The 19742-nt window shown below is 68.9% G+C and carries 18 protein-coding genes; 7 read left to right on the forward strand and 11 right to left on the reverse strand.

Annotation, left to right across the window (positions count from 1 at the left end; genetic code table 11):
* Positions 1-7 precede the first annotated feature (7 nt).
* Positions 8-1882: a propionyl-CoA synthetase gene (locus tag QSK17_RS34350; protein WP_502889344.1), complete on the forward strand. Its 1875-nt coding sequence runs from the start codon at positions 8-10 to the stop codon at positions 1880-1882.
* Positions 1883-1946: 64 nt separating this feature from the next.
* On the opposite strand, the gene QSK17_RS34355 is transcribed toward QSK17_RS34350, so the two are convergent.
* From QSK17_RS34355 to QSK17_RS34380, 6 genes are all read right to left on the reverse strand, one after another.
* On the reverse strand, positions 1947-3341 hold the full coding sequence (locus QSK17_RS34355; protein WP_285710549.1) for an NAD(P)/FAD-dependent oxidoreductase: 1395 nt from the start codon (positions 3339-3341) through the stop codon (positions 1947-1949).
* A gap of 151 nt (positions 3342-3492) precedes the next feature.
* Positions 3493-4284, reverse strand: coding sequence for an ABC transporter permease (locus QSK17_RS34360; RefSeq protein WP_285710550.1), 792 nt, complete (start codon positions 4282-4284; stop codon positions 3493-3495).
* On the reverse strand, positions 4281-5144 hold the full coding sequence (locus QSK17_RS34365; RefSeq protein ID WP_285710552.1) for an ABC transporter permease: 864 nt from the start codon (positions 5142-5144) through the stop codon (positions 4281-4283). Before QSK17_RS34365 ends, QSK17_RS34360 begins: the two co-directional genes overlap by 4 nt.
* Complete coding sequence (locus tag QSK17_RS34370; protein ID WP_285710554.1) at positions 5141-6400, reverse strand: polyamine ABC transporter substrate-binding protein; 1260 nt, start codon at positions 6398-6400, stop codon at positions 5141-5143. Before QSK17_RS34370 ends, QSK17_RS34365 begins: the two co-directional genes overlap by 4 nt.
* Before the next feature lie 27 nt (positions 6401-6427).
* On the reverse strand, positions 6428-7570 hold the full coding sequence (locus QSK17_RS34375) for an ABC transporter ATP-binding protein (protein ID WP_285710557.1): 1143 nt from the start codon (positions 7568-7570) through the stop codon (positions 6428-6430).
* A gap of 48 nt (positions 7571-7618) precedes the next feature.
* On the reverse strand, positions 7619-9052 hold the full coding sequence (locus tag QSK17_RS34380; protein ID WP_285710559.1) for a gamma-aminobutyraldehyde dehydrogenase: 1434 nt from the start codon (positions 9050-9052) through the stop codon (positions 7619-7621).
* Positions 9053-9275: 223 nt separating this feature from the next.
* Between QSK17_RS34380 and QSK17_RS34385 the strand changes: the two genes are divergently transcribed.
* Genes QSK17_RS34385 through QSK17_RS34395 form a run of 3 tightly spaced genes read left to right on the forward strand, consistent with a single transcriptional unit; the run spans position 9276 to position 10391 of the window.
* On the forward strand, positions 9276-9764 hold the full coding sequence (locus QSK17_RS34385) for an Lrp/AsnC family transcriptional regulator (protein WP_285710562.1): 489 nt from the start codon (positions 9276-9278) through the stop codon (positions 9762-9764).
* A 49-nt stretch (positions 9765-9813) separates the two neighbouring features.
* The gene (locus QSK17_RS34390) at positions 9814-10098 is read left to right on the forward strand and encodes a type II toxin-antitoxin system Phd/YefM family antitoxin (protein ID WP_285710565.1); all 285 of its coding nucleotides are present in this window, start codon (positions 9814-9816) and stop codon (positions 10096-10098) included.
* Positions 10095-10391 carry a type II toxin-antitoxin system RelE family toxin gene (locus tag QSK17_RS34395; protein ID WP_285710567.1) on the forward strand — a complete coding sequence of 99 codons (297 nt, stop codon included), beginning with the start codon at positions 10095-10097 and terminating at the stop codon, positions 10389-10391. Before QSK17_RS34390 ends, QSK17_RS34395 begins: the two co-directional genes overlap by 4 nt.
* 13 nt (positions 10392-10404) lie before the next feature.
* On the opposite strand, the gene speB is transcribed toward QSK17_RS34395, so the two are convergent.
* The 3 genes from speB to QSK17_RS34410 all read right to left on the reverse strand — a co-directional run bounded on the left by speB (position 10405) and on the right by QSK17_RS34410 (position 14249).
* Entirely contained in the window at positions 10405-11352 is a 948-nt protein-coding gene (gene speB, locus QSK17_RS34400) for an agmatinase (RefSeq protein ID WP_285710569.1), read from the reverse strand.
* An 89-nt stretch (positions 11353-11441) separates the two neighbouring features.
* Complete coding sequence (locus QSK17_RS34405) at positions 11442-12968, reverse strand: purine-cytosine permease family protein (RefSeq protein ID WP_285710571.1); 1527 nt, start codon at positions 12966-12968, stop codon at positions 11442-11444.
* Between the two features lie 489 nt (positions 12969-13457).
* Complete coding sequence (locus QSK17_RS34410) at positions 13458-14249, reverse strand: MHYT domain-containing protein (RefSeq protein ID WP_285710574.1); 792 nt, start codon at positions 14247-14249, stop codon at positions 13458-13460.
* Between the two features lie 280 nt (positions 14250-14529).
* Between QSK17_RS34410 and QSK17_RS34415 the strand changes: the two genes are divergently transcribed.
* Positions 14530-15984: a PucR family transcriptional regulator gene (locus tag QSK17_RS34415; RefSeq protein ID WP_285710575.1), complete on the forward strand. Its 1455-nt coding sequence runs from the start codon at positions 14530-14532 to the stop codon at positions 15982-15984.
* Positions 15985-16090: 106 nt separating this feature from the next.
* Here the strand turns inward: QSK17_RS34415 and QSK17_RS34420 are convergent, their stop codons facing one another.
* Positions 16091-17479, reverse strand: coding sequence for a M1 family metallopeptidase (locus QSK17_RS34420; protein WP_285710578.1), 1389 nt, complete (start codon positions 17477-17479; stop codon positions 16091-16093).
* A gap of 136 nt (positions 17480-17615) precedes the next feature.
* Here QSK17_RS34420 and QSK17_RS34425 point away from each other — a divergent pair, with 136 nt between their 5' ends.
* The gene (locus QSK17_RS34425; protein ID WP_285710580.1) at positions 17616-18425 is read left to right on the forward strand and encodes an ABC transporter ATP-binding protein; all 810 of its coding nucleotides are present in this window, start codon (positions 17616-17618) and stop codon (positions 18423-18425) included.
* Positions 18422-19084, forward strand: coding sequence for a hypothetical protein (locus tag QSK17_RS34430; RefSeq protein WP_285710582.1), 663 nt, complete (start codon positions 18422-18424; stop codon positions 19082-19084). Before QSK17_RS34425 ends, QSK17_RS34430 begins: the two co-directional genes overlap by 4 nt.
* 198 nt (positions 19085-19282) lie before the next feature.
* On the opposite strand, the gene QSK17_RS34435 is transcribed toward QSK17_RS34430, so the two are convergent.
* Positions 19283-19591: a hypothetical protein gene (locus tag QSK17_RS34435; protein WP_285710584.1), complete on the reverse strand. Its 309-nt coding sequence runs from the start codon at positions 19589-19591 to the stop codon at positions 19283-19285.
* Positions 19592-19742 lie beyond the last annotated feature (151 nt).

Consider the following 19742-nt stretch of genomic DNA (forward strand, 5'->3'; position numbering starts at 1 on the left):
GGGGCCCATGCCGTACGCCGACGTCCACGCGCGCAGTGTCGATGATCCCGAGGGCTTCTGGAAGGAGGCGGCGTCCGCCGTCACCTGGTACCAGCAGCCCGAACGCGCCCTCGACTCCGACCGTCCTCCCTTCTACCAGTGGTTCCCCGGCGGGGAGCTGAACACCTGCTACAACGCCCTCGACCGGCACGTCGAGGCCGGCCACGGCGACCGTCTCGCCCTCGTCTACGACAGCCCGGTGACGGGGACCTGCCGCCGCCACACCTACGCGGCGCTGCTCGATCAGGTGGCGCGGTTCGCCGGCGTGCTGCGCGACTCGGGCGTCTCCAAGGGCGACCGGGTCGTCATCTACATGCCGATGGTGCCGGAGGCGGTGGTGGCGATGCTCGCCTGCGCCCGCCTCGGAGCCGTCCACTCCGTGGTCTTCGGCGGTTTCGCACCCAAGGAGCTGGCGCTGCGGTTGGACGACGCACGGCCCAAGGTCGTCGTCTCCGCGTCGTGCGGCATCGAGCCGAACCGGATCGTTCCGTACAAGCCGATGCTGGACGCGGCGCTCGAACTCTCCGGGCACGCGCCGGACAGGTGTGTGATCCTGCAGCGGGAGCAGGAGCGCGCCGAACTACGCGAGGGACGCGACGTGGACTGGGACGCGGCGATGGCGGCGGCCGAGCCGGCCGCCTGCGTGCCGGTCGCGGCCACCGACCCGCTCTACATCCTCTACACCAGCGGGACGACCGGGAAGCCGAAGGGCGTCGTGCGGGACAACGGCGGCCACGCGGTCGCGCTGCTGTGGAGCATGCGCAACGTGTACGACGCGCGTCCCGGCGAGGTGTTCTGGACGGCTTCCGACGTCGGCTGGGTCGTCGGGCACTCCTACATCGTGTACGGCCCGCTGCTGCTGGGCGCGACTACCGTGCTCTACGAGGGCAAGCCGGTGGGCACCCCCGACGCCGGGGCGTACTGGCGGGTGGTCTCCGAGCACGGGGTGAAGACGCTGTTCACCGCGCCGACCGCGATCCGGGCGATCAGGCGCGACGACCCGTCCGCGGCTTTGATGGAGAAATACGACATCTCGTCGCTGCGCGCGCTCTTCCTGGCGGGTGAGCGGCTGGATCCCGACACCTACGAATGGACCGCGGAGAAACTTGGCATCCCGGTGATCGACCACTGGTGGCAGACGGAGACGGGGTGGGCCATCGCCGGCAATCTGCGCGGGCTCGACCCGATGCCGGTCAAGCCCGGCTCCCCGACGGTGCCCGTCCCCGGATACGACGTGCGCGTCCTCACCCCGCTCGGGGAGCCGTGCGGCCCCGGGGAGGAGGGCGCGATCTGCGTGCGGCTGCCGCTCCCGCCCGGCACCCTGCAGACGCTCTGGGCGGACGACGAGCGGTACATCGCGTCATACCTGTCCGCGTTCCCCGGCTACTACCTGACCGGCGACGGCGGCTATCTCGACGAGGACGGCTACCTGTTCGTCATGGGCCGGACGGACGACGTCATCAACGTCGCCGGGCACCGGCTGTCGGCGGGGGCCATGGAGGCTGCGCTCGCCACCCACCCGGCGGTGGCCGAGTGCGCGGTGATCGGCGTGGCCGACCATCTCAAGGGCCAGATCCCTCGCGGATTCGTCGTGCTCAAGAACGGCGTCACGACCGACCACGACACGCTGCGCGTCGAACTGATCGCGCGGGTCCGCGAGCAGGTCGGCGCGGTGGCGGCGCTCAAACGGGTCGACGTCGTGGCCGGGCTGCCCAAGACGAGGTCCGGCAAGATCCTCCGCAAGACCATGCGGGGCATCGCCGAGGGCGCCGACGAGCCGGTGCCCTCCACCATCGAGGACGCCTCGGTCCTCGACGCGCTCCGCTCGACGCTCAGCGGGTGAGTAACCGGCGCAGAGCCGGCCCAGACCCGGCGCTCCCCCTCGAGGGGAGCGCCGGGTCACGCGATCAGGAATCGAAGCCGAGTCCCATCGCGTCGAGCGTGCGCAGCCAGAGGTTGCGCCGGCCCTCGTTGGCGTCGGACCGCGCCATCGACCAGCGGGTGAGCTGGATGACCGCCGACCTGGCGGGCTCGGGCGGGAACGGCACCGGCTTGCTCCGCACCATGCGCAGGCGGGTCCGCTCGGTGCTCTCACCGCTCAGCCGGTCGAGCATGACGTTCGCCCCGAACCTGGTGGCGCCGACCCCCAGGCCGGTGTACCCCGCCGCGTACGCGAGGCGAGAGCCGTACGCGGTGCCGTAGAAGGCGCTGAACCGGCTGCAGGTGTCGATCACCCCGCCCCACCTGTGCGTGAAGCGGACGCCCTCGAGCTGCGGGAACGTGTCGAAGAAATGCCGCGCCAGCTTCTCGAAGGTGGCGTCCCGCTGATCGTATTCGGCCTTGATCAGACCGCCGTTGTAGTAGACGGCGTCGTAGCCGCCCCACAGGATGCGGTTGTCGTCGGTCAGCCGGTAATAGTGGAACTGGTTGCCTGAGTCGCCGATGCCCTGCCGGTTCCGCCAGCCGATCTCGGCGAGCTTGTCCTCCGGCAGCGGCTCCGTCATCAGGACGTAGTCGTACACCGGGACCAGGAAGTGCCGCAGGCGCTTCAGCAGCGACGGGAAGACACCGGTGCCCAGAGCCACCTTGCGGGCTCTGACGGTCCCATGCGGGGTTGTGATCACCAGCCGGTCTCCGCCGTCGGAGATGGACCTGGCCGGGGTGTGTTCGAAGATCCGCACCCCCATCTGGAGGCAGGCGTCCCGCAGGCCCCAGGCCAACCGGGCCGGGTCGACCATCGCGACGGAGTCACGCTGGAACAGCGCGCCCACGTACGTCGGGGAGTTCACCTCGGCCCGCACCTGGTCGCGGTCGAGGTAGACGGGCTCAGCGCCCAGCTCCCTGGCGGCGCGCACGGCCGCTTGCAGCCCGTCGAGCTGCCACTCCTCCGTGGCGACGCCCAGCTCCCCGGTCCGCTCGAACGAGCACTGGATGCCGTACCGCTCGACGGACGCCTCGATCTCGTCGAGGTTCTCGAGCCCGAGACGCTCCAGTGTGGCGATCTCGTCGGGCCAGCGCTCCATCCCGTTGGCGAGCCCGTGTGTGATGCTGGCCGCGCAGAACCCTCCGTTGCGCCCGGAGGCGGCCCAGCCGATGCGCTTGCCCTCGATCAGGACCACGTCCTGCGAGGGGTCTCTCTCCTTGGCCATCAACGCGGTCCACAGACCGGAGAAGCCACCTCCGACGACGGCCAGGTCGGCGGTGACGTCGTTCGTGAGCCGCGGCGACGGCTCCGGTGCCCCTGGCTGGGACAGCCAGTACGGCGTGCGCTCCGCGTCAGCAAGAGCCTTCAGCGGATCCACAATTTCACTTCCCTACGTGTTTCGATTAGTTGGTTGCGCGACCCCTCATACGGCTGATCGCGCGCGGGATCCCCCTCGCTCCGGTCTCACCTCTCCCTGAGTGCGAATACGGAGGAACCCCCTCGCGGGCCGCGAGGGGGCTCCGTTCGAGCTAGCGCCGGCGGCGCGCGATGAGCACGTTGCCGAGTGCGATCAGCAGGCCGGCCGCGAAGATCAACGTGCCCATCACGTTGACCTGCGGCGGAATGCCCACCCGGGTCGATCCCCAGATCCACAGCGGGAACGTCACCGTGCCGCCCGCGTTGAAGTTCGTGATGACGAAGTCGTCGATGGACAGCGCGAACGCCAGCATCGACCCCGCCAGCACGCCCGGGAAGATCATGGGCAGCGTCACCAGCCGGAACGTGGTCCAGGTCCCCGCGCCGAGGTCGCGGGCCGCCTCCTCCAGCGAGGCGTCCAGCGTCATCACGCGGGCCCGGACCGTGATCGCCACGAACGAGATCGAGAACATCACGTGGGAGATCACGATCGTCCAGAAGCCGAGCGGGACGGCGAGGGTGACGAACAGCGACAGCAGGGACGCGCCCATCACGATCTCGGCGCAGGAGATGGCCGCGAACATGACGATGTTCATCGCCCCGGACCCGCGGAACCGGTACCGGCCCAGCGCCAGCCCGATGAGCGAGCCGAGCACGCCCGCGATCAGCATCGTGAGCACTGCGATGAGCAGCGAGTTCACCAGCGCCTCGGTGAGGTCGCCGATCTCGAAGAGCTTGCCGTACCACTTGAGGGTGAAGCCCTGGAACGTGGTGTTGTACCGGCCCTTGGTGTCGTTGAACCCGAAGAGGATCATCACCGCGATCGGCACGACCAGCCAGGCGATCACCAGCCACGTGTAGATCTGCAGCCCGCGGCCGCGGAAGACTCTGTTGAGGGCGCTCATCGCGCGGCCACCTCCAGCACGTCCTCGGTCCCGAGCGCCTTGGCGTACGAGAAGATCCCGACGAGCAGCAACGCCATCAGCGTGAAGGACAGCGCGGCGGCCGTCGGGTAGTCCTGCGTGACGAGGTACTGGTTCTGGATGACGTTGCCGATCATCGTGGTCTTCGTTCCGCCGAGCACGGAGGCGTTGACGTAGTCCGAGCTGGCCGGGACGAACGTCATCAGCACCCCGGCGAAGACGCCGGGCAGCGACAGCGGGAGCACCACGCGGACGAACGTCTGGACCTTGCCGGCGTACAGGTCCTGCGCCGCCTCCAGCACCCGGGGGTCGATCCGCTCCAGCGCCACGTACATCGGCAGGATCATGAACGGCAGGAAGTTGTACGCCAGGCCGCCGATCACCGCGTACGGCGTGGCCAGGATGCGGAAGTCCTCCGGCAGCAGGCCGATGTTCTTCAGCGGGCCCAGCAGCATGCCGTTGTCGGACAGCAGGAACTGCCAGGAGATCGTCCGCAGCACGAACGACACCAGGAACGGCAGCAGCACCAGGAAGAGGTAGAACGACTTGTTCCGGCCCCCCTTGAACGCGATCCAGTACGCCACCGGGAAGCCGATGAGGATCTGGATCAGGGTCGCGGCCAGGCCGTAGACCAGCGAGCGGACGATCTGGTCGTGGTAGTTCGTCAACCCATCGATGTACGACTGCCAGTTCCAGGTGAAGACGAACCCGTCGGACACGTTTCCGGACTGCAGCGACAGCGAAAGCATCACGACGGTCGGGACCACGAAGAAGATCGCGAGCCAGACACTGCCGGGGAAGATCAGCGCATACGGCGTCAGCGCCGCCCTCAGCTTCCTCATGACGTCGTAATCGGCTGGAAGACGCTTTCGAACTGCTTCTGCTCGGTGGCGTCCGCGAGGGTCCGATAGGTGCGCAGCTTGGCGTACGCCTCGGGGCTCGGGAACACCAGCGGGCTGTTCGCGATCATGTCGAGCGTCTTCTTGTCGTTCCCGGACGCCTTGGCCGCCTTGTCAAGGATGACGTCCTTGGCCGCGGGAACCGGCGTGACGTAGTTGATGTACTCCGCCAGGCTGGCCGCCATGGTCGGCTCGTAGAAGAAGTCGATGAGGGTGATCGCGTCGACCGGGTTGGCGGCCGTCTTCGGGATCATGAAGTTGTCGGTCCAGAGCGTGGCGCCCTCCTCGGGGATCACGAACTTCAGGTCCGTGCCGTCGGAGAGGTTCTTCTGGAAGACGTCACCCGACCATGCCTGGCAGAGCCAGATGTCGCCCTTGGCCAGCGGGTCGATGTACGACTGGTCGTAATACTTCCGGACGATTCCGGAGTCGCGCTGCTCCCTGAGCTTGGCCGCCGCCTTTTCCCAGTCGGCCGGGGTGGACTTCTCCGGGTCGATGCCGAGCAGGAACATGCCGAAGTTGGCGATCTCCTGGGAGTCGGCCATCATGCCGACCTTGCCCTTGTACTTCGGGTCCCACAGCGCGGCGTAGCTGGTCGGCGGGGTGTCGATGTACTTGGGGTTGTAGGCGATGCCGGTCATGCCCGAGGCCCACGGCACGGTGTAGACGTTGCCGGGGTCGAACGACTCGTTCTTGTACCGCTCGCCGACGTTCTTGGTGAAGTTCGGCAGCTTCTCGTGGTCGAGCGGAACCAGATATCCCAGCTTGATCAGCTGGGTGAGCTGGATGCTGTTGGTGACGACCATCAGGTCATAGTCGATGGACTGCCCGGCCGCGAGCTGCGGCTGGATCTTGGCGAACCAGCTCGTGGTCTCCTGGATGACCTCCTTGTAGGTCACCGTGATCCCGGTCTGCTCGGTGAACGTCTTCAGCTCCGGATGCCCCGGATCCATGTAGAGCGGCCAGTTCGCGAAGTCGATGTGGCCGTTCCTCACCTTGTCGGCCCAGTACTTCTCCACCTCGGACCGCGCCTCGGCGGACGTGGTCGGCCGGGCCACGCCCGTCCCCTTCACCCCGCAGGCGGCGAGAGCGAGTCCGGCGGCGGAGAGGCCGGCCACGCGGAAGGCGTCGCGACGGCCGAGACGGCGTTGGGTGACACCACGGAGGAACGAGGGATCCTGCATTGAGGGGTTACTCATGGGGTTCTGCTCCCGATTCGAGAGGTGTTACTGCAGCGCGTAAGAGTGCTGCGGCTGCCAGGACAGCCAGACCGTGTCGCCTCGCTCGGCCGTGGTGGTGCTGTCGTGCGCGTTCTGCTGGAAGACGGTGATCTCGGTGCCGCCCGCGAGGGCGACCGCGTAGCTGTTGGAGGTGCCGAGGTAGACCACCTCGGAGACCGTTCCTTCCACCATGCTAAGGTCGCCGTCCGGCTTTTCGGTGGAGATGATGATCTTCTCCGGGCGTACGGTCAGCTCGACCGTGTCCCCCTCGGCCGCAGAACCCTTGATCGGCACGACGACACGGTCGGCGGGGCCGAGCGCGAGCACGGCGCAGGAGCCGTTCACCGAGCTCACGACACCGCTGAGCAGGTTGGACGTCCCGATGAACCCCGCGACGAACTTGGTCGCGGGCCGCTCGTAGATCTCCCGGGGGCCGGCGAGCTGTTCGACGAGACCGTCGTTCATGACGGCGATGCGGTCGCTCATCGTGAGCGCCTCGCTCTGGTCGTGCGTCACGTAGACGAACGTGATGCCGACCTCGCGCTGGATGCGCTTGAGCTCGATCTGCATGTGCTGGCGGAGCTTGAGGTCGAGCGCGCCCAGGGGCTCGTCCAGAAGGAGCGCGCGCGGCCGGTTGACCAGCGCGCGGGCGAGCGCGACGCGCTGCTGCTGGCCGCCGGACATCTCGCGGGGACGCCGCTTCTCCCGGCCGACCAGGTCGACGATCTCCAGCATCTCGCCGACGCGGCGCCTGACCTCGGCGTCCGGCACCTTCTTGCGCTTCAGCCCGAACGCCACGTTGTCCCATACGCTCATATGGGGGAAGAGCGCGTAGGACTGGAACACCATGTTGACGTCGCGCTTGTTCGGGGGAACGTTCGTGACGTCCTGCCCGTGGAGCCGGACGACGCCCCGCGTGGGCTCCTCGAAGCCCGCGATCATGCGCATCGAGGTGGTCTTGCCACACCCCGAGGGGCCGAGGAGGGAGAAGAACTCCCCCTCATCGATGGTCATGCTGACGCCCTTGACGGCCTGTACGACCTCGCCGTGTGAGACGTACTCCTTCACGACCTCGTCGAGCTCAATGGCGGGCACCTGGCCGGGGGCAGCCGTGTCGGCTGCCCCCACACCCGCCTGGATCTCTGTCATTCCAGGCATATCCCTCTTTCAGGAGGCCGTACGGCTACGCCGAGCGGCCTATTCGCCGATGTAGTGCATCACGTGCTTGACGCGCGTGTAGTCATGCAGCCCGAAGACCGAAAGGTCCTTGCCGTAGCCGGAGTGCTTGAAGCCGCCGTGCGGCATCTCCGACACGAACGGGATGTGGGTGTTGACCCAGACCACGCCGAAGTCGAGGCGCTTGGACATGCGCATCGCCCGGCCGTGATCGGCGGTCCACACCGAACCCGACAGGCCGTACTTGACGCCGTTGGCCTTGGCCAGGGCGTCCGCCTCGTCGCTGAACGTCTGGATGGTCATGACGGGGCCGAAGACCTCGTTCTGCACCATCTCGTCGTCCTGCTGGAGGCCGTCTACGACGGTCGGCGCGAAGAAGTAGCCCTTCTCGCCGACACGGTGACCGCCGGTGAGCACGGTGACGTGCTCCGGCAGCCGTTCGAAGAACGACGAGACGCGCTCGAGCTGGTTCGCGTTGTTGAGGGGGCCGAAGTAGGCCTCCTCGTCGTCGTGGCCGCCCAGCCGGGTGGCCGCGGCGGCCTCGGCCAGCGCGGCGGCGAACTCGTCGTGGATGCTCTCCTGAACCAGCACGCGGCAGGCGGCGGTGCAGTCCTGGCCCGCGTTGTAGAGGCCGGCTCCGGCGATCGCCTCCGCGACGGCCTTGATGTCCTTGACGTCCTCGAACACCACGACCGGGGCCTTGCCGCCGAGCTCCAGGTGGACACGCTTGAGGTCGTCGGCCGCCGACCTGGCGACCGCCATGCCCGCGCCGACCGAACCGGTGATCGCGACCATCGACGCGTCGGGGTGGCTCACCACGAGGCTGCCGGTCTCCCGGTCGCCGGTGACGACGTTGAAGACGCCGGCGGGGAGGATGTCACCGATGATCTCGGCGAGCTTCACCGTGGAGACCGGAGTGGTGTCCGACGGCTTGAGGACGATGGTGTTACCCGCGGCCAGCGCCGGCGCGATCTTCCAGACCGCCATCATCATGGGGTAGTTCCACGGGGTGACCTGACCGATGACACCGATCGGCTCGTGCCGGATCATAGAGGTGTGGTCGGCGAGGAACTCACCGGCGGTGGGCCCCTCGAGCGTCCGGGCGGCACCGGCGAAGAAGCGGAAGTGGTCCGCGGCGACCGGCGTCTCGTCCTCGGCCATCCGGGCGCGCGGCTTGCCGGTGTTGCGGCACTCGGCCTCGTTGATCTCGTCCGCCCGCGCCTCGATCGCGTCAGCGATCTTCAGCAGCAGGGCGGAGCGCTCCGCCGGCGTCGTCTGGCCCCACGTCTCGAAAGCGGCGGTGGCGGCGGCGTAGGCCGCGTCCACGTCTTCCTGGCCCGAGATGGGGGCCTGCGTGTAGACCTCTCCCGTGGTGGGATCGATCACATCGGAAAAACGACCGCTCACGGCGTCGACGAACTTCCCGTTGATGAAGTTCTGCAGACGGGTGGTCACCTTTGACCTCCTGGAGGTGTGCTGGTTGTCGGCGACTCTGACAGAATAAATTGGTCATAACAAGGGATTTCGTGGCGAAGATACCAAACCGCTACGAAATCGCTTGACACAAGCGACGGAACTGACAGCATGTAACACCAGGAAGGCAACATGTCAGGAACCGCCTCGTAACACGGGGCGCCAGAGCCTGGCCTGACCCCTCCTAGAGAGGAACTCCCCCGGGATGACGACTCCACCCAAGGTACGCGCGACTGGCAAATCCGGTCCTGTGGTGCTCGACGACATCTCCAAGCAGATCGTCGAACAGCTCCAGATGGACGGCCGCAAGCCGTACGCCGCCATCGGCAAGGCGGTGGGGTTGTCGGAGGCGGCCGTACGGCAACGCGTGCAGCGCCTCCTCGATCAGGGCGTCATGCAGATCGTCGCGGTCACCGATCCGCTGACGCTGGGCTTCCCCCGCCAGGCGATGATCGGCATCAAGTGCGAGGGCGACCTCGACATGATCGCCCAGGAGCTCTCCGCCATAGACGAGATCAACTATGTCGTGCTGACGGCGGGATCCGTCGACATCATGGTCGAGGTGGTCTGCGAGGGCGACAGCCACCTGCTGGAGATCCTCGGCAAGATACGAGCGATCCCCGCCGTGCGGGCGACCGAGACGTTCGTCTACCTCAAGCTGCACAAGCAGACGTACACCTGGGGCACCAGATAACCGCGTCAGTCGGCCTGAATTTGGCGAGAGTTCTGGCTAGGCTGAGCGCATGACGACACTGCCTCTCGGCGAGGCGCGCGACGCACTGTCGGCACTGGTCGATCAGGTCGAGCGCACGCATGACCGCGTCACCATCACCCGTCACGGCCGTCCGTCGGCGGTTCTCATCTCGGCCGAGGACCTCGACGCGCTGGAAGAGACTCTCGACATCCTCAGCACCCCCGGCGCCCTGGCCGAAATCCGCGCCGCCCAGGAGGAGATCTCCCGGGGAGACGCGGTCGACGCCGCGGGCATCGCGGACATCATCGCCCGCCGCAGGGAAACGGAGAGATGACATCCGCTGACGAGGCCCGATACGAGATACGCCTCGCCGCGTCGGCGGCCCGGAAACTGGAAACCGGGCCGCCGAACGGCTTGAGCCTCTCCGCGGCCGCCGCCGTGGCGGAGTTCCTCTCGGGACCGCTGCTCGACGATCCGTACCGCTTGGGAAAACCGCTACGTGGAAAGCTCGCGGGGCTTCTCTCCGCCAGGCGCGGAGCGTACCGGGTCGTCTACTCGGTGGACGAGGACAAGGGACTCGTCCTCGTCGTCCGCATCGATCACCGGTCGGACGTCTACCGCGCCTGACGCCGTCACTCGATCAGGACGTCTCGTTGAGGGCGAGAAGGCTGACCAGGTCGTACGCGACGTGCGAGGCCGCGACCGACGTGATCTCGGCATGGTCGTAGGCCGGGGCGACCTCGACCACGTCCGCGCCGATCAGATTGCTCCCCGCCAGACCGCGCAGGATCTCCAGCAGCTCCCTGCTGGTCAGGCCGCCCGCCTCCGGCGTCCCCGTGCCGGGCGCGTGCGCCGGGTCGAGCACGTCGATGTCGATGGACAGGTAGAGCGGCCGGTCCCCGATCCGCTGCCGCAGCGCGTCCACGACCTCGTCCACACCGCGCCGCATGACGTCGGCGCTGGTGACCACGCCGAAGCCCATCCGCCGGTCGTCGTCGAGGTCCTTCTTGGCGTACAGCGGGCCGCGGGTGCCGACGTGGCTGAGCGCCTCGGTGTCCAGGATGCCCTCCTCCACCGCGCGGCGGAACGGCGTGCCGTGAGTGTACTCGGCGCCGAAGTAGGTGTCCCAGGTGTCCAGGTGCGCGTCGAAGTGCAGCAGCGCGACCGGCCCGTGGATCTTGGCCGCCGCACGCAGCAGCGGCAGCGCGATGGTGTGGTCACCGCCGATCGTGACCAGCCGGGTCCCGTCGGCGGCCAGCCCGGAGGCGGCCTCCTCGATGGTCTCGACGGCCTCGTTGATGTTGAAGGGGTTGCAGGCGATGTCGCCGGCGTCGGCGACCTGCTGGGTCGCGAACGGCGAGACGTCCAGGCCCGGGTGGTAGGGCCGCAGCAGGCGGCTGGCCTCGCGGACGGCCGAGGGGCCGAACCGCGCTCCCGGACGGTACGAGACGCCGGTGTCGAACGGCACGCCCACGACCGCCACGTCGGCGCGTCCCACCTCATCCAGGCGGGGCAGCCGGGCGAAGGTCGCCGGGCCGGCGAAGCGCGGGACGCGGGAGGAGTCGACAGGCCCCCGAGGCTCGGTCATCAGTGTCAGTCCTTTCCTACAGACGGGTTCAAGCGGGTGTCGTGCGGTCTCACCCGCGCCACCGCGCGCACGGGCGCGCCGGGCACGGCCTATGCCTCCGCGAGGACCTTGCCGGCGTCCACGATAGGTGGCACCGGGGTCTCGGCGGCGCGCACCAGGCGCGGTCCGGCCGGGCCGTACACCGCGCGCGGCTCGGGGAAGACGAACAGCAGGCCGAGGTAGAGGAGCGCGGCGAGCGTAAGGCCGAGCGGCAGCGAGATGTCGACGCCGCCCGCGAGATCGCCGAACGGCCCGACGAACTGGCCGGGGATGTTGGTGAACATGACGGCCGTGAGCGCCGAGGCGAGCCACGCGGACATGCCCCGCCAGTTCCAGCCGTGCGTGAACCAGTAGCGGCCGCCGCTCTGCCGCCGGTTGAAGACCTGCAGCGCGTCCGGGTCGTACCAGCCGCGCCGGGTGACGTAGCCCAGGATCATGATCACCATCCAGGGCGCGGTGCAGGTGATGATGAGCGTGGCGAACGTCGAGATGCTGGTGGTCAGGTTCGCGGCGAACCGGCCGATGAAGATGAAGGCGATGGACAGCGTGCCGATGAACACGGTCGCCTTCACCCGGCTGAACCGGGGGAAAACGCTGGCGAAGTCCAGGCCGGTGCCGTACAGCGAGGTGGTGCCGGTGGACATGCCGCCGATCAGGGCGAGGAGGCACACCGGCAGGAAGTACCAGGTGGGCGCGATCGCGAGCAGGCCGCCGACGTAGTTCGGAGCCGCCGGGTCCAGGTACGGCGCGGCCTTCGTGGCGATGATCGAGGCGGTGGACAGGCCGAAGAAGAAGGGCAGGATGGTCGCGATCTGGCTGAGGAACGCGGCGGTGATCACGTGCTTGCGCGGTGTCGAGGCGGGGATGTACCGGGACCAGTCCCCCAGGAACGCGCCGAACGACACGGGGTTGGACAGCACGATCAGGGTCGCGCCGATGAACGACGGCCAGAACATCGGGTCCGACATGGAGGCGAACGTCCCCGGGTACGACGGGTCGAAGTCGCCGGCGAACGCGATGACGCCGAGGGTGAACAGCGCCGAGGCCGCCGCCACCGCGATCTTGTTGATGAAGAGCATGAAGCGGAAGCCGAACACGCAGACCGTGAGCACGAGCGCCGCGAAGATGCCGTAGGCGATGGCGTAGGTCAGGTCGTTCTCCGGCAGCCCGGCGAGCCGGGAGGCTCCGCCGACGAGCGCGTCACCGGAGGACCACACCGAGATCGAGAAGAACGCGATGGCGGTGAGCAGCGACAGGAAGGAGCCGACGACCCGCCCGTGCACGCCGAGATGCGCCGAGGACGAGACCGCGTTGTTCGTGCCGTTCGTCGGGCCGAAGACCGAGAGCGGCGCGAGGAGCAGCGCGCCCACGAGGAGGCCCAGCAGCGTCGCCGCGAGGCCCTGCCAGAACGACAGGCCGAACAGGATGGGGAACGAGCCGAGCACGCACGTGGCGAAGGTGTTCGCGCCGCCGAAGGCCACCCGGAACAGGTCCAGCGGCCGCGCCGTACGGTCGGCGTCGGGGATGCGCTCGACCCCGTATGTCTCGATCTCGGTAATCGGCGGTGCCTCGGCCACGGCTTCTCCTATGCGGGTGACAAGGTGCAAACTTCCCGGTCAGGGCAGTGATCCCTCAAGTCTCCGTGAAACGGACGCAAAACCACAATTGGGGCAGACACGGAGAAACCGTCGCAAAGTTGTGGGCATCAACAAGGCCAGGCCGCTCCCGGTGCAGGTCTCCTCGGGGTCCCCTCACCGCGCACCTGACGCCGGACGGGACCAGGGACACCGCACAGGGACACCGCACAGGGACACCGCGAGGCGGCGCGCGAAAGCGCCGCCTCGACCGGCCCGGAACTCGTTCGCGACGCGTGCGGTTCGGTCACGCGTAACGATTCAGCATATCCGTCTCACGCGACAGGAAAACGCCACCGGGAAAGCACCCGACAGGCAATGGCCGGCAATCCGCTTAATCCCGCGGGAACATCTCTTCGACAGAACGAACTGTAATAACTTCTGCCTCAATGATCCCTTTGGCGCCCCGATGGCCAGAGGGATCGAGCGGTGTCAGTTGAGCCAGTCGGAGTTGCGCGACCGCCGGGACTCGATCATCGCCTCGAGCTCCGCCTCCTCGCGCAGCTCGTGGGACGACGGCGAGAGGAACACCGCCAGGAGCAGGCCGATCGTGAGCAGGCCGACCCCGACCATCAGGGGAAGCAGGAAGTCGACCTGCGCCCCGGTCAGGGGGACGCGGTTCTCCAGGGGCTCGACGCTCATCGAGAACATGCCGACGTAATGCATGACGGTCAGCGCGAGGCCCACGACCAGGGCGGCGCCGAGGGTGGCGAGGGCGCCCCGCACCCGCAGCGCGGACCGGAGCGCCATGGTGGCCGCCGCCACGGCGATGAGCACGGAGATCCCGAGGATCACCGGGTTGTGGCTCACCTCCGCCGACATGTTCATGGCCGCGAAGCCGAGCTGCTGCATGCCTGCCACGCCGAGCCCCGCGACCAGCCCGCCCCCGACCAGGGCCGCCGGCCCGCGGCCCAGGAAGACCGACGCCAGTCCGGCGCCGACCGCCAGGATCGCCACCCCGGCGGACAGGATCGTCAGGCCCACGTCATAGCGGATCGGGGTGCCCGTGACCTTGACACCCAGCATCGCGACGAAGTGCATCACCCAGACACCGGTCCCGCCGATGGCGAACGCCGCGCCGGCGAGCCACCACAGCCGGGACACGCTCCCCACGGACCGGGCTCGCGCCGCCATCAGAAGGCCGATCAACGAGCCGAGCACGGACATCACGAACGCCAGAGCGGGCGTCATGACGCCATAGGAGAAAAGATCGATGTTCGACACGGAACTACTCATTTCAAGGAGATGATCGGCGACATGATGACGGGCGATCGTCCGCCACCTGATCATCGGGTCGCCATTTACTCCCCGAAAAATGCCATTCCCCGGCGCCCTTTCGTGCTCCCGGAGGGCGGTATACGCGATTTCACTGACAATATGACGCGCGATTTTGCATTTTGTCGGTGCCTCGGGCGTGGCTCCCGGGCCCCCGTACGACCGGCTCCCGATGGGTGCGCGCGGGGGCCCGGCCTCCGGCACGGCCACGGAGAACTAGCGTGGGATTGTGGGCGAGAACAAGCTGACGGTGGAGGATCTGGTCCGGTTCCCCGCACTGCAGCTCCGGGTCCTGGCCGGCGAGCGCGGTCTCGGGCGGTCGGTCTCGTGGGCGCACGTGAGCGAGCTGGAGGACCCCACGCCGTGGCTGCTCGGCGCGGAAGTGATCATGACGACCGGCATCGGCGTCCCCCGCGGAGCTGCCAAGCAGCGGGCGTACCTCTACCGGCTCGATGACGCGGGTGTGGCCGCCCTCGCGCTCAGCGCCGGGCTGCACATGCCGCCGCTGCACCCCGCCTTCCTCGACGCGGCCGAGGAGCGCGGCTTCCCGATCCTGGAGGTGCCGCTGGCCGTGCCGTTCATCGCCGTCGCCCAGGAGGTCGCCGCGGCGGTGCAGGAGGACGCGCGGCAGCGGCTCGGCGCGCAGCTGCAGGTGTTCGGCGCGCTGCGCTGGCTGGCCGCGGAACAGCTCGACGCGGCCCAGCTCTTCAAGCGGCTGGAGCGGCTGTCGGGGTACGACGTCTACCTGAGCACCCCTCAGGGCAGGCCGCTGCTGCCCGGCGTGCCCGTCCCGCCTGACATCGCGTCGCTGCCGCCGTCCGTGGACGCCCCGCCGACGATCCCCGGCGGCTTCGCGGTCCCTGTGAACGCCCCCGGCGGCCCGGCCGGCTTCCTGGTGGCGTTCGAGCGCGAAGGCGCCCGGCCCGCCGGGTTGGCCGTCGTGCAGCACATCGCCACGGTCGCCGCGCTGCAGGTCGCCATGGTCCGGCACGAACGCGAGACCCTGCGACGCCAAGGCGCGGAGACCCTGGCCGAGCTGCTGCAGGACGTGCTCGACCCGGCGACCGCGCGGCGCAGGCTGACCCGGATGGGGATGTCACCCGACCTGGACGTCGTGCTCGTGGTGGTCAGGAACACCGACGAGGACGCGGTCGTCCAGGCGCTCGACGAGCATCCGCACCTGATGCTCGGCCACCACCCGGACCTCTACGTGCTCACCCACGACGCGACGCCGCTGCGCGAGATCCCCGGGATCGCGGCCGGCGCGAGCCGCCCCCTCCCGCCCGGCTCCTCGCTCAAGGTCGCCCAGCGGGAGGCACAGTGGGCCGCCGCACGGGCCGCCGAGTCCGGCCAGCCCCTGGTGTCGTACGGCGACGACTCGACCGGCCGGTGGCTGCCCGAGGACCCGGGCGTGCTGGCCGGCCTGGTGGAGCACGTGCTCGGCAACGCCCTTCGGTACGATGCCACCCACGGGTCCGAGCTGATCACCTCGGTACAGACGTGGATGGAGCGGGACCGCCGCACCGACGACGCCGCGCGGGCGTTGCACATCCACCCCAACACGCTGTCGTACCGGCTGCGCCGCTTCAGCGCGCTGACCGGTCGCGATCTGACCGCGACCGGCGACTTCGCGGAGGTGTGGCTGGCCATGCGCGCCGCACAGCAGCTCGGCCGGGTCCCGTGACCGCCGCCGTCACATGGCCCCGTCACAGGGCCGTCGTCTCAGGGCCGTCGTCTCAGGGCCGTCGTCTCAGGGCCGTCGTCTCAGGGCCGTCGTCTCAGGGCCGTCGTCAGAGCGCGGGCTTCTTCGACTGGTACAGCCAGGCGTCGAACAGGGGGTCGAGCTCCTGGCCGGAGAGCTCCTCGGCGAGGTCGATGAAGTCCCGGGTGATGGCCGTCGCGTGGCGGTTGCGCTCCGTCCAGGTCTTCAGCAGCGAGAAGAACGTCTCGTCGCCGATCTTCTTGCGCAGCGCGTGCAGCGTCATCGCCCCGCGCTGGTAGACGGCGTCCCAGTCGAACATGTTCTTCATGCCCGGGTCGCCGGTCTTGATCTTCCAGAAGTCCTTCTTGTTCTTGTAGAGGCCGGCGAACGTCTTCTCCGCCGAGGGGCCGCCGTGCTGCTCCTCGTACAGCCACTCGGCGTAGGTGGCGAAGCCCTCGTTCAGCCAGATGTCCTTCCAGCTGCGCAGCCCGACGCTGTTGCCGAACCACTGGTGGGCCAGCTCGTGCACGATCTCCAGGTCGTTCGTCGGGCCGCCGTCGTAGACCGGCCGTCCCTGGGTCTCCAGCGCGTACTGGACGCCGATCTTGTCGCCGATGCCGCCGGTGGAGGAGAAGGGGTAGTTTCCGAAGACCTTGCTGCCCCACCCGACGACCTTGGCGGTGGTCCGGTGCAGGTACTTCGACGTCTTCGCCACGGAGGGGTCGTAGGCCGTGAGGTTCAGCACGCCGTTCACGGTGCCCTCGGTGACCCTGAACTTCCCGATCGCCACCGTCGCGAGGTAGGTGGCCATGGGCTCCTTCATCTCCCACTTCACCGTGGTCCAGCCGTTGCGCACGGACGAGATGCCGGGGTTCGTGGGCTCGCCGTTCGCGAGGACGGTCAGGCCCACCGGAGTGGAGACGGTGAACGTGTACGTCGCCTTGTCCGCCGGGTTGTCGTTCGCCGGGAACCAGCTCCGCGCCCCGTCCGGCTCGGAGAGGACGACGGCGCCGTCCTTGGTGTTGATCCAGCCCTCCTTGCCGAGGGACGGGTCGTTGATCGCCCGCGGCTTGCCGGCGTAGGACACCTTGACGGTGAACTCCTCGCCCGAGGGCAGCCCGCTCGCCGGGGTCACCACGAGCTCCTGGCCCTTGCGCTTGTACGCGGCCTTCTTGCCGTTCACCTCGACCTTCTTGATCTTGGGCCCCGAGTAGTCCAGGTTGAACCGGGACAGGCCCTGCGTGGCGGTCGCGGTGATCGTGGCCGTGGCGCTCAGATGGCGGCTCTTCGGGTCGAACCGCAACGCGAGATCGTAGTGCGCCACGTCGTAGCCGCCGTTGCCCGCGTGCGGGAAGTACGGGTCGCCGAGCCCGGCCGAGCCGGGGGTGAAGGTGTCCGCGTGGGCGGCGGTGGGGGCGATCAGGGCCAGGCCGGCGGCCGCCGCGATGGCGGCGAGGGGGGATCGTCTGTGAAGCATGCGCCCTATGGTGCTATATAGCCGTACCACATGGTCACATCACGGCGAACTGCCGCACTTCCCCGCAGATGTGGACGTCCTACGCCCTCCGCTCCAGAACATCCGGCCGCGCGAGCCGGGATAGGCTGCGGAGCCTATGCGCGTCTCGAACATGTCCTTCCGATACCGGCGCCGGGATCCGTGGGTGCTGTCCGACGTGGAGCTGACCTTCGCTCCTGGAGACGTGACCGAGATCGTGGGACGGAACGGCGCGGGCAAGTCCACCCTCCTGCGGTTGCTGGCCGGGCTGCTGACTCCCGTCGACGGCACGATCTCCGGGCGCCCGCCCGTGGTGGGGTACGCGCCGGAGCGCTTCCCCGCGGAGCAGCCGTTCACGGTGGCGGGCTACCTGCGGCGCATGGCGGACATCCGCCGTGCCGACCCGCGGGAGGTGGAGACCTGGGCCGGGCGGCTCGGCATGGAGCATCTTCTCGGCCACCGGCTGCCCGACCTGTCCAAGGGCAGCGCGCACAAGGTGGGCCTGGTCCAGGCGCTCCTCTGCGGCCCGGGATTGCTGATCCTCGACGAGCCCTTCGCCGGTCTGGACGCCGCGACGCGCGCGGAGCTGCCCGTGATCATCGGTGAGGTGGCGGAACGCGGAGGCATGGTGGTCGTCAGCGACCATCAAGGAGACCTGCGCGGGATTCCCGGGCTGCGCCGCGTCGAGGTGGGCGGGACCACGGCACGCGACCTCGGCCGCGTGGACGAGGGCGTGGACGAGGGCAAAGGCAAGGGCGCGGACGAGACCGCGGGACCGGACGATCCGGGAACCGCCGACCCCGGGGAGGCAGAGGCCGTGACGCTCCTGGAGGTCACGGTGGCGGTCTCGCGGGCCCGTGAGCTGGCGGACCGCCTGCGCGGCGAAGGTCACACGGTACGCGTGTCCGAGGCGGAGGTGGCGAAGTGATCGCCCTGACACGGTTCAGGATCGCCGCATACGTCAGATCCCATCGGGCGTTCCAGCCGCTCATCGGCCTGCTGATCCTGCTGGCGATCCTGCACGGGGCCCGGATACCCGCCGGCGCCGAGCTGGGGGCCATGGCCGACTCCGCCGCCATCCTGATCCCGGTCTTCGCCTGGGCGGCCCGCGGCCTCCTTGACAGCGAGCCGGACGAGCAGCGGATGATCTCCATCACGGCCGTCGGCCGCCGGGAGGCCGTCGCCGGGATCGTCGCGGCGTGGATCTTCAACGCCGGACTGGCGGCGATCTCGTTCGCCGCGCTCGCCTCGCGGCTGTCGGACCGACCGGAGGTCGCCGCCGTGCTGGCGGGCGTCGGGCTGCACCTGCTCGCCATCCTGGCGGGCACCACGCTGGGCGCGCTGACCAGCCGCCCCATCCTCGGCTCGCCGGCGGCCTCGACCCTGACCCTGCTCCTCGGCTATCTCGCGGTGCTGCTGCTCAGCCTGTCCGGGCAGCCCTGGCTCACGGTCCCCGTCATGACGTGGATGCGCGAGGCGCACCACGGAGAGCTGCTCGCCCACTTCCCCGCGGTGGCCGCGTGGTCGCTCCTGTGGCCCGTGCTCGGTCTCGCCGCGTACGCCCGGCTCCGCCGCAGCCGCCCCTGAGACCGACCGGGGCGCCCCTTCCGGCACACGCTCAGCTCGGCTCCCGTCGCGCGCCCCGGCGCAGGTCGAGCCGTACCAGTGCGCCGCCGTCCGGGGCGTTGCCGAAGGCGAGATCCGCACCAAGGACGCGGGCCTGGCCCGCGGCGATGGTCAGTCCGAGGCCGACGCCGCCCCCGCGTGCGGCACATCGGTCATGATTTAGGACTCCGGTAGCGGAAGGGGCCGGTCGGTCAGTTCCCCGGCTTTGTCCGCGGGTAGCCCTTGCGCCCACACCGTGAAACGGGTGTAGTACCCGACCCGCTCGCGCCAGGTGAGGCCGCTGAGCGTGATCGTGGCAGGGTACGGCTTCTCCTGGCAGGCGGGCAGGCACCACATGCCACTGAGGCCGCCGGTTCCCACGGCCTTGGCCTCCCCCCAGGACCTCCAGCGGATCCCGGCCACGCCGTGGAACTCGTCCAGCGCGAAAGCGCTCGGCCGGCGCAGCGGATCGCCGGGAAAGGCGATCACTTGAACTCCTCCCCGGCCTGAAGGCCGGAGACTCTCCCGTCGCGTCACGGTCAAGCGGCGCGCGGGGGTTGACGCTTCACAGACCGGGCAGCCCCGAGGTCTCCACGTCCTGACACCACAGTTCCTGCGGCGTTGCTGATATTGATCGCGG

The organism is Microtetraspora sp. NBRC 16547 (genome assembly GCF_030268965.1).
Taxonomy (GTDB): Bacteria; Actinomycetota; Actinomycetes; order Streptosporangiales; family Streptosporangiaceae; genus Microtetraspora.

What these genes read in the sequence shown, in the direction of transcription:
- QSK17_RS34390 (WP_285710565.1), top strand. Translation starts at nt 9,814, where the DNA reads ATGACGACACTGCCTCTCGGCGAGGCGCGCGACGCACTGTCGGCACTG.
- QSK17_RS34370 (WP_285710554.1), bottom strand. Translation starts at nt 6,400, where the DNA reads ATGAGTAACCCCTCAATGCAGGATCCCTCGTTCCTCCGTGGTGTCACC.
- QSK17_RS34420 (WP_285710578.1), bottom strand. Translation starts at nt 17,479, where the DNA reads ATGCTTCACAGACGATCCCCCCTCGCCGCCATCGCGGCGGCCGCCGGC.
- QSK17_RS34365 (WP_285710552.1), bottom strand. Translation starts at nt 5,144, where the DNA reads ATGAGGAAGCTGAGGGCGGCGCTGACGCCGTATGCGCTGATCTTCCCC.
- speB (WP_285710569.1), bottom strand. Translation starts at nt 11,352, where the DNA reads ATGACCGAGCCTCGGGGGCCTGTCGACTCCTCCCGCGTCCCGCGCTTC.
- QSK17_RS34375 (WP_285710557.1), bottom strand. Translation starts at nt 7,570, where the DNA reads ATGACAGAGATCCAGGCGGGTGTGGGGGCAGCCGACACGGCTGCCCCC.
- QSK17_RS34395 (WP_285710567.1), top strand. Translation starts at nt 10,095, where the DNA reads ATGACATCCGCTGACGAGGCCCGATACGAGATACGCCTCGCCGCGTCG.
- QSK17_RS34425 (WP_285710580.1), top strand. Translation starts at nt 17,616, where the DNA reads ATGCGCGTCTCGAACATGTCCTTCCGATACCGGCGCCGGGATCCGTGG.
- QSK17_RS34385 (WP_285710562.1), top strand. Translation starts at nt 9,276, where the DNA reads ATGACGACTCCACCCAAGGTACGCGCGACTGGCAAATCCGGTCCTGTG.
- QSK17_RS34360 (WP_285710550.1), bottom strand. Translation starts at nt 4,284, where the DNA reads ATGAGCGCCCTCAACAGAGTCTTCCGCGGCCGCGGGCTGCAGATCTAC.
- QSK17_RS34350 (WP_502889344.1), top strand. Translation starts at nt 8, where the DNA reads ATGCCGTACGCCGACGTCCACGCGCGCAGTGTCGATGATCCCGAGGGC.